The organism is Dehalococcoidales bacterium, from assembly GCA_041652735.1.
Classification (GTDB): domain Bacteria; phylum Chloroflexota; class Dehalococcoidia; order Dehalococcoidales; family RBG-16-60-22; genus RBG-13-51-18.
The window spans coordinates 22597-29671 of the sequence record JBAZGT010000028.1 but is presented as its reverse complement, the minus strand read 5'-3'; the positions used below and the strand labels follow the sequence as shown (position 1 = coordinate 29671).

The 7075-nt window shown below is 53.0% G+C and carries 4 protein-coding genes; 3 read left to right on the top strand and 1 reads right to left on the bottom strand.

The window, feature by feature from the left end; genetic code table 11:
• Positions 1 to 459: 459 nt before the first annotated feature.
• The gene (locus tag WC370_09650) at positions 460 to 1353 is read right to left on the bottom strand and encodes a DUF5677 domain-containing protein (protein ID MFA5309730.1); all 894 of its coding nucleotides are present in this window, start codon (positions 1351 to 1353) and stop codon (positions 460 to 462) included.
• A gap of 653 nt (positions 1354 to 2006) precedes the next feature.
• Between WC370_09650 and WC370_09645 the strand changes: the two genes are divergently transcribed.
• From WC370_09645 to WC370_09635, 3 genes are all read left to right on the top strand, one after another.
• Positions 2007 to 2579 (top strand): phosphotransferase, encoded by a 573-nt coding sequence (locus WC370_09645; GenBank protein ID MFA5309729.1) that lies wholly within the window; start codon positions 2007 to 2009, stop codon positions 2577 to 2579.
• A gap of 31 nt (positions 2580 to 2610) precedes the next feature.
• On the top strand, positions 2611 to 3447 hold the full coding sequence (locus WC370_09640; protein ID MFA5309728.1) for an SDR family oxidoreductase: 837 nt from the start codon (positions 2611 to 2613) through the stop codon (positions 3445 to 3447).
• Positions 3448 to 3794: 347 nt separating this feature from the next.
• Positions 3795 to 6938, top strand: a complete 3144-nt coding sequence (locus tag WC370_09635) for a cadherin domain-containing protein (GenBank protein MFA5309727.1) — start codon at positions 3795 to 3797, stop codon at positions 6936 to 6938.
• The last annotated feature ends 137 nt before the right edge of the window (positions 6939 to 7075 follow it).

Sequence of the window (7075 nt, the reverse complement as noted above, 5' to 3'; positions counted from 1 at the left end):
TTTTAGCACCTGGATAATCTGCTCTTCAGTGTACTTCTTGCGCTGCATTTCGAGTCCTCCCGTTCGCTATATTCTAGCAGAGAACTCTAAGAGCCAATGGCATTATTTACGGGGGAAAGGTCAAAACCCTCACTAAAGAAATTTTCCGCTCACGATATATGAGTGGCATAAACGGAGAACACGTACGCTTTTATAGCGACTGACTTGGGGCGGTACAATTTTCGAGGGTAAGGTCCCATGGCTGTGGCAAGATATTTAGATATTCTTTCTCATTGGTAGAGTTATAGTACAAGCAAATCACATTTCCCCATGTCCATCCAGTGGTGATTTGAACTTAAATTAGTGATAATTGGGGGAGCAGAGATGCTCCCCTTTTTTATTGTCCCCCGTTCCCTTGTCTCACAGGGGCCTCCAAAACCACTAATAGATATGTCCAAATTTAATAGCAGAGTGTAATCGTTAGTCGGAATAGAACTCAAAGTCTGGGCTTACTATTTCTTGTGTTAGCTTTAAAACCTCTGCATTGGTATCGGCAATAATAGACTCAATAGGTTCTCTATGGGTGGGGTCTGGGACGACATAATCGATAAATTTCTTTAATGTATCTAGAATAACGAGAGGAATCACCATGAATTGATTTTCATGTGGGCGAACGTCATGGTCACGTAGAGAATACTCGCCGTCTGCATCTTGTTTAAGATAGTGACCTCTTAACGCCGTCCATGTACCATGAACAGCATGAGAACCCATTCGTTGAGTACCAATATAGAATTTTTCCGATAGCCCAACATCGCGGCACATGCTCCATAAGTCTGGTAAAGAATTAATTTGGCGAATTTGCTCCTCAGATAACTCTGTAGAAACAATGTATTCTTGTATTGAAGCCAACATGCCCTTCTCAATAACGAGTATGTCTCCTCCACGTTTATCTATACTTTGTTGTATATGGTCTTTGAGCTTCAGGTCACTCTTCATGCCTCCGGCCAAATACCGCTTAAAACAATCATCACTATCTTTACAACAAAGCCACTGAACGGTTACTGCACTTTCATATATTGACCGGTCTAATAGAACTATTGTTTCGCCATATTTTTTTGTGACAGACAATCGTAAAACTGACAACATGAGTCTGGAGCAACGATTAAGAAGCCCGGTCAATATAGCATAATTTAGGGCAGGCATTTTTCGGATTGCCGGGGATAATCGTGATATTGATGCTACGATATTACATGTCCCACCTATGTACTTGTACCATTCAAATAGAATTGGCATAAAATCATTATCTTTGCGGCATCTAGCCCAAAGCTCGGCAGGAAAAGTCGGTTTTTGTTCAAATGGAAAATCTGTAATCATGTTAAGTGTATTTTAGCATAGATAGCTAATAACGGAATATTATTATACGGACTGAAACTTTTATAGCTATATTCTAAAAGAATAAGTGAGTTGATTACGCTTATAAAGAGGATTTAGAATAATTTCTATACCACGTTACTTATACTTTTTTGAGGCAAAATGCTCACAGCCTCTTTCCCTGTAGCATCATCAAAGCGCAAGCAAATCACACTTCCCCATGTTCGTCCAGTGGTAATTTAAGAGCATTTTAAAACCAGAGCATCTCTGCTCCCCCCTTTTCCCCCCACCCCACGCCGCATGACAGCAGCGTCCGCTTTATGAGACGGACTCCAGATAACACCTGTAAACTTGTGCAAGTCTGAGCCGTGATGCTATCATATCCCGTAATGAAGACGGCTAAGCAGAAGGAATGGGTGAACCCAGTTGAAAAATCCGCCCGTTACCAGGCGCTCACAGGCTGGGGCAAAGTGCCCGGTAAGGAAGTCTTTCGGGAAGGGGATGTCGTTCACCGGCAGACCGGCCCATGGACTTCTTCGGTGCACTCTCTGCTCCGTCATCTTGAAGCGGTTGGTTTCACCGGAGCTCCCGGAATAGTAGGGTCGGGGTTCGATAACCGCGGACTGGAGACGCTCACCTTTATGGAAGGGGAGTCCATGCAACCGGGTCCTTGGACACTGGAAGGTACCGCTGCCGTAGGCCGGTTACTCCGTACTGTGCACGACGCCACTGCTTCCTATCACCCGCCGCCTGACGCGGTATGGCAGCCGTGGTTCGGTCGCGATTTGGGCGGCCCTGCCCGGATTATCGGCCATTGTGATACAGGCCCCTGGAACATCGTGGCTAGAGGAGGGATGCCCGTCGCCTTGATCGACTGGGAGTTCGCCGGCCCCGTAGACCCCCTGGTGGAGCTGGCCCAGGCTTGTTGGCTCAATGCCAAGCTTCATTCCGACGATGTTGCCGCAAGAGAAGGCCTGCCGCCATTATCTGACCGTGCCCGCCAGTTACGGGCGATAGTTGACGGTTACGGCCTGACCGCCAGGCAAAGAACCGGGTTTGTCCAGCGGATTATCGAGTTCGCCGTACACTCCGCTGCGGCAGAGGCTGATGAGTTCAGTGTAGGTCCGGACACCACCGCAGCGGCCGGGCTTTGGGGAATGGCCTGGCGGGCTCGTGCTGCCGCCTGGATGCTCCGCAATCGGTCGGTCCTCCAGAACGCGCTGGCATGAAAGTGAACGATTGGGTGTAAGGAGGAAAACTGTGGACAGAGTTAAGGGCAAGGTAGCCATCGTTACCGGCGGGGCCGGCGGCATCGGGGAAGCAACCGCCAGACTCCTGGCTAAAGAAGGGGCTTCCGTGGCTATCGTGGACATTGACGATGAGAACGGTAATAGAGTAGTCCGGGAAATCAAGGCCGCCGGAGGGGAAGCGGTTTTCGAGCATGCCAGCATCGCCATAGAGACAGAGGTGGCGCAGGCCTTCGCCGCGTTCTACCGCAAGTACGGCCAGCTTCATATCCTGGTTAATAATGCCGGCGTCGGCGCTCCCCGCCGCCCCGCCCATCAAGCCACCCTCGCGGAGTTCGATAAGCTCATGGATGTTAATTTGAAAGGGACTCTGCTCTGCACCAAGTATGCCGTCCCCTATATCCTGAAGACCGGCCCCGGCAGCGTCGTCAACGTAGCCTCGATATACGGCATCGTCGCCTCCGATGTCCCGGTTTACGATGTTTCCAAGGGCGCCATGCGCGCCATGACCAAGGCGGACGCCATTATCTATGCCGGGGATTATATCCGGTTCAACTCCGTCCATCCCGGCAACATCGAGACTCCGCTTTTCCGGAAGCTGGCGCAGGCCATAGACAAGCAAGGGGTGGAACATGCGGTCAAGATGCTGTCCGTCACCAATCCGCTGCGGCGCATGGGCACGCCGGAGGATGTGGCCTACGGTATTTTATACCTCGCCTCTGATGAGTCCAGTTATGTTAACGGCACTGAGCTGGTGATAGATGGTGGTTTTATCAGTTTGCCGTTCCCTATTTATGAGTCGAACACGGTAGATTGGACCACCCTGAAATACTATGATAAGCCTGCCTGAAAATTAACGCCATTCCCCCGGGAATCCGGTTAAAAAATACTCGCTGCGGAGACTGTCACTTTGCTGCTGGCATAGCGTCGCCCGGGCTCCCGCCAGGAAGGGGCTGCCCGTCACTTATTATTGACTAATACAAATATCTTATTTATACTAGACGTAATGTATTACTAATCTCCATGCCATCGGTTTGCGCCCTGTAACCAAATGAAAGCTGGGCAACCTCAGGCGCTAGGCGTGAAAGATTAGCTAAATACTTCAGAACCAATTGAAATACCGTCCCACCGGGCCGGGATTTTTTTATTGGCAACACACCACCCGGGCTGTCACGGCGGATTAACGGAGGATGAATAGTGAAAAAATTAGTCGCGGTTCTCCTGGCTATATTATTACTGACGGTGTTTGTCCCGGATGTCTATGCGGATTCCGGCCCCCCCTGGGCGCAGAATCTGGATAATTTATCCTATACGGAGCAGGAAGGCTGGAAAGCCCTGGATGCTGATGTCTCGGTGTCCTCGGATACCAATGATTTCAGCGAGGGATATATTGAAGTCAATATTCCTGATGGCACCGGTGCGGATAATTTTCAGCTGGTCAGCGGCGGCTCTCTAACCGTTACCGGAGATGCCGTGTACTGGAACGGCGACCGCATTGGCACGATTGACGGCGATAAAGACGGCTCGGCCGGTGTCCTTCGCATCAATTTCTCCTCAACCGTACCGTTGACTAACGCTGATTTTGAAACCGGTGACATGACCGGCTGGACGGCTGATAATAATTACCCCGGCGTCAATGCCCAGGCCTGGGTGGAAAACCCCGGCGACGACCCCGATGTCCCCGACGGCAATGTGGATTCCGACCCCTTGGTAGACGACTACACTTCGATTACGCAGACCTCTTCGGTTCAGTCCGCCACAAAATATGAAGGCAGCTATGCTCTCAGACTTACCATCAGCGGAACCGTGGCGGAGGGTTACGGGACATTCCACGGCCCGATGGTCACCAGCGAGACCTTTAACGCCGCTGTAGGCGATAATCTGTCCGTTAACTGGAACGCTTTACAGGACGGTGACTGGTATGATGTGTATGGCTTCGTCATCAATGACGCCAATGATAACGGCGTCTGGGACGATGGCGAGAACTATCAGAAACTGTTTCATGACGTGGGCTCCAGCACCGGCGGCTGGATAACCACTACCGCCAGTATCGGCGCCGGCGTGGCCGGCTCCAACCTGCGCTTTGTTTTCCTCAACGGCAACTATGATGCGTCGGGAGGCAGGGCTATCGGCTCATCGCTGTATATTGACGGCATCGAGCTTCATCTCTCCACCGGGGGCACTGTTGTCAACGACAGCGTCCTGGCAGCCATCATCGAGTCTATCGAGTACCGCAATACTTCGGATGACCCCCCGGCTGTCAGGAACTACACGCTTAGTTTTGAGGAAAGCGATGCCGGCACCGGCTTTAATTCCGCCCAAATTGACATCACTCCGGTCAATGACTTCCCCGTGGACATCATTTTAAGTAATGACCATGTATTGGAAAATCAGCCGCTGGATACCGTCGTCGGTAACCTCTCCACCACCGACCCGGATAACACCGTCTTTATTTACAGCTTTACCGGCGGCGACACCGCCGCTTTCTCTATCAACGGCACCCAGCTGCGCACGGCGGCTGTCTTCGATTATGAGACCATCAACAGCTACACGGTCGGCATTCAGGCTGATGACGGCGCCGGCGGCACTTACTCGGATAATTTCACCATCTTCGTGGATGATATGGGCGATACGGTCAACCCGCTGGTTGCTGCGGTTACCGTGCCCGCTGATGGTGGGCAGTATAATGCCGCCTCCATGCCCGCGGCTTTTTCCGGCACGGTCGGTGACGCTGTAGACGAAGAGGGCGCCGGGCTTAACGCGGATAGCGCCGGCTTTACCCTGATGCGCGGCGATAATAAATACTGGGATGGCGATAGCTGGGAAGCTGCCGCCACCTGGCTGGCCACTACCCACGTTGCCACCACCGATAATAATACGGCTGTCTGGACGGATAATATTACCTTGCCCGTCTGGAGTGAGGATACTTATGTCGTCCAGGCTAAAGCCACCGATGCGGCCGCCCGAACATTTACCGGCGCCGCTATTACCTTTATCTATGATACTACTGCTCCCGGGGTCACGCTGGATGACATCCCTGATACCATCCTCTATACCCTTCCGCTTATATCCGGCACCGCCGCGGATGTCCTGCCGGGCCAGTTGGCCGGCGTGCAGGTAGCCATCACGGATAACACTACCGCCAGGTACTGGGACGGCAACTCCTGGGAAGACACCCTGGTCTGGCTTGACGCCGTGGTAAGCGATAACTGGACTTACAATACTTCTACCGTCGGCTTCATCAATACTCATTTCTACACCGCGGCGGCCAGAGCTGCCGATCTGGCGGGCAACATTTCCCCGGCAGTCACGGATAACTTCACCTTTACCACACCGGCGGTTGTAGGAGGCGGCGGCTCCGGCAGTTTCGTTATTGATTTGCTTACCGCGGATAAACCGATTCTCACAAATCCCAGCGGCGCGGTCGTTTATACTACCACCGCCACCTCGTCAGACGGCTCTATCATCCTCACCATCGAGGCGGGTACTATCGTCAAGGAAGCTGACGGCCACGGCTTGAACCATAACATCATCGTGAAAGCCAACCCGGATATCCCCGCCCCGCCGGACGACTATAATCTTCTCTCTATACCATATGACTTCACCCCGGACGGCCTCACCTTCTCCCCGGCTATTACTTTAACGCTATCCTACGACCCCGCCGCCCTGCCGGAAGGCGCCGATGAGACCAAGCTGTCCATCGCCTACTATGATGAAAGCGCCGGCGCCTGGGTCATACTGGATTGTACGGTGGATACCGTCAACCACACCGTTACCGCCCTGATTACCCACTTCACCACCTTCGCCGTCATCGGCCCGGCTGCGGCGCTGGCTTCTTTCTCCCTGTCCAACCTCACGGTCACGCCGGCGGAAATGGCGCCGGGCGCTACCGTTACTATTACCGTAGCCGTGACCAACACGGGAGGCAGTGAAGGCAGTTACGCGGCATCCCTGTCCGTCAACGGCGTTCCGGAAACCACCATCACCGTAACGCTTCAAACCGGCGGTATCGAGTATATCAGCTATTTTGTCTCCAGGCAGGAAACCGGCAGCTACCTGATTAGTGTGGGAGGGCTTGAAGGTACGTTCACCGTGAAAGCGCCGGAAGTAGCGCCGCCTTCTCCCACCCCAACCACCCCGGCGCCGTCATTCACGCCGACCCCCACCCCTTCTCCCACGGTAACCCCGCTGGCAACGACGGCTTTAACCACGACTCCGGCCGCCGGAACGGGCAGCAAATGGGTTATCCCGGTAGTGATTGCCGCCGCCGTCATAGTAGCGGCGGGCATCATAATATTTATCAGAAAAAGGCATGATAAGGCAGCCGACAGGGTGAAGTAAATATCTTTACCGCCAGACCGGCGACGCACTGGATTGATAATGCTAAAACATGCGCCCGGAACAGACATCAGAGGGGGAGCCGCCGTGCTCCCCCTTTTTGTTTACATTCTTTCCGGTCAATAATCCGCCGGGCTCCC

What these genes read in the sequence shown, in the direction of transcription:
- WC370_09645 (MFA5309729.1), top strand. Translation starts at nt 2,007, where the DNA reads ATGCAACCGGGTCCTTGGACACTGGAAGGTACCGCTGCCGTAGGCCGG.
- WC370_09650 (MFA5309730.1), bottom strand. Translation starts at nt 1,353, where the DNA reads ATGATTACAGATTTTCCATTTGAACAAAAACCGACTTTTCCTGCCGAG.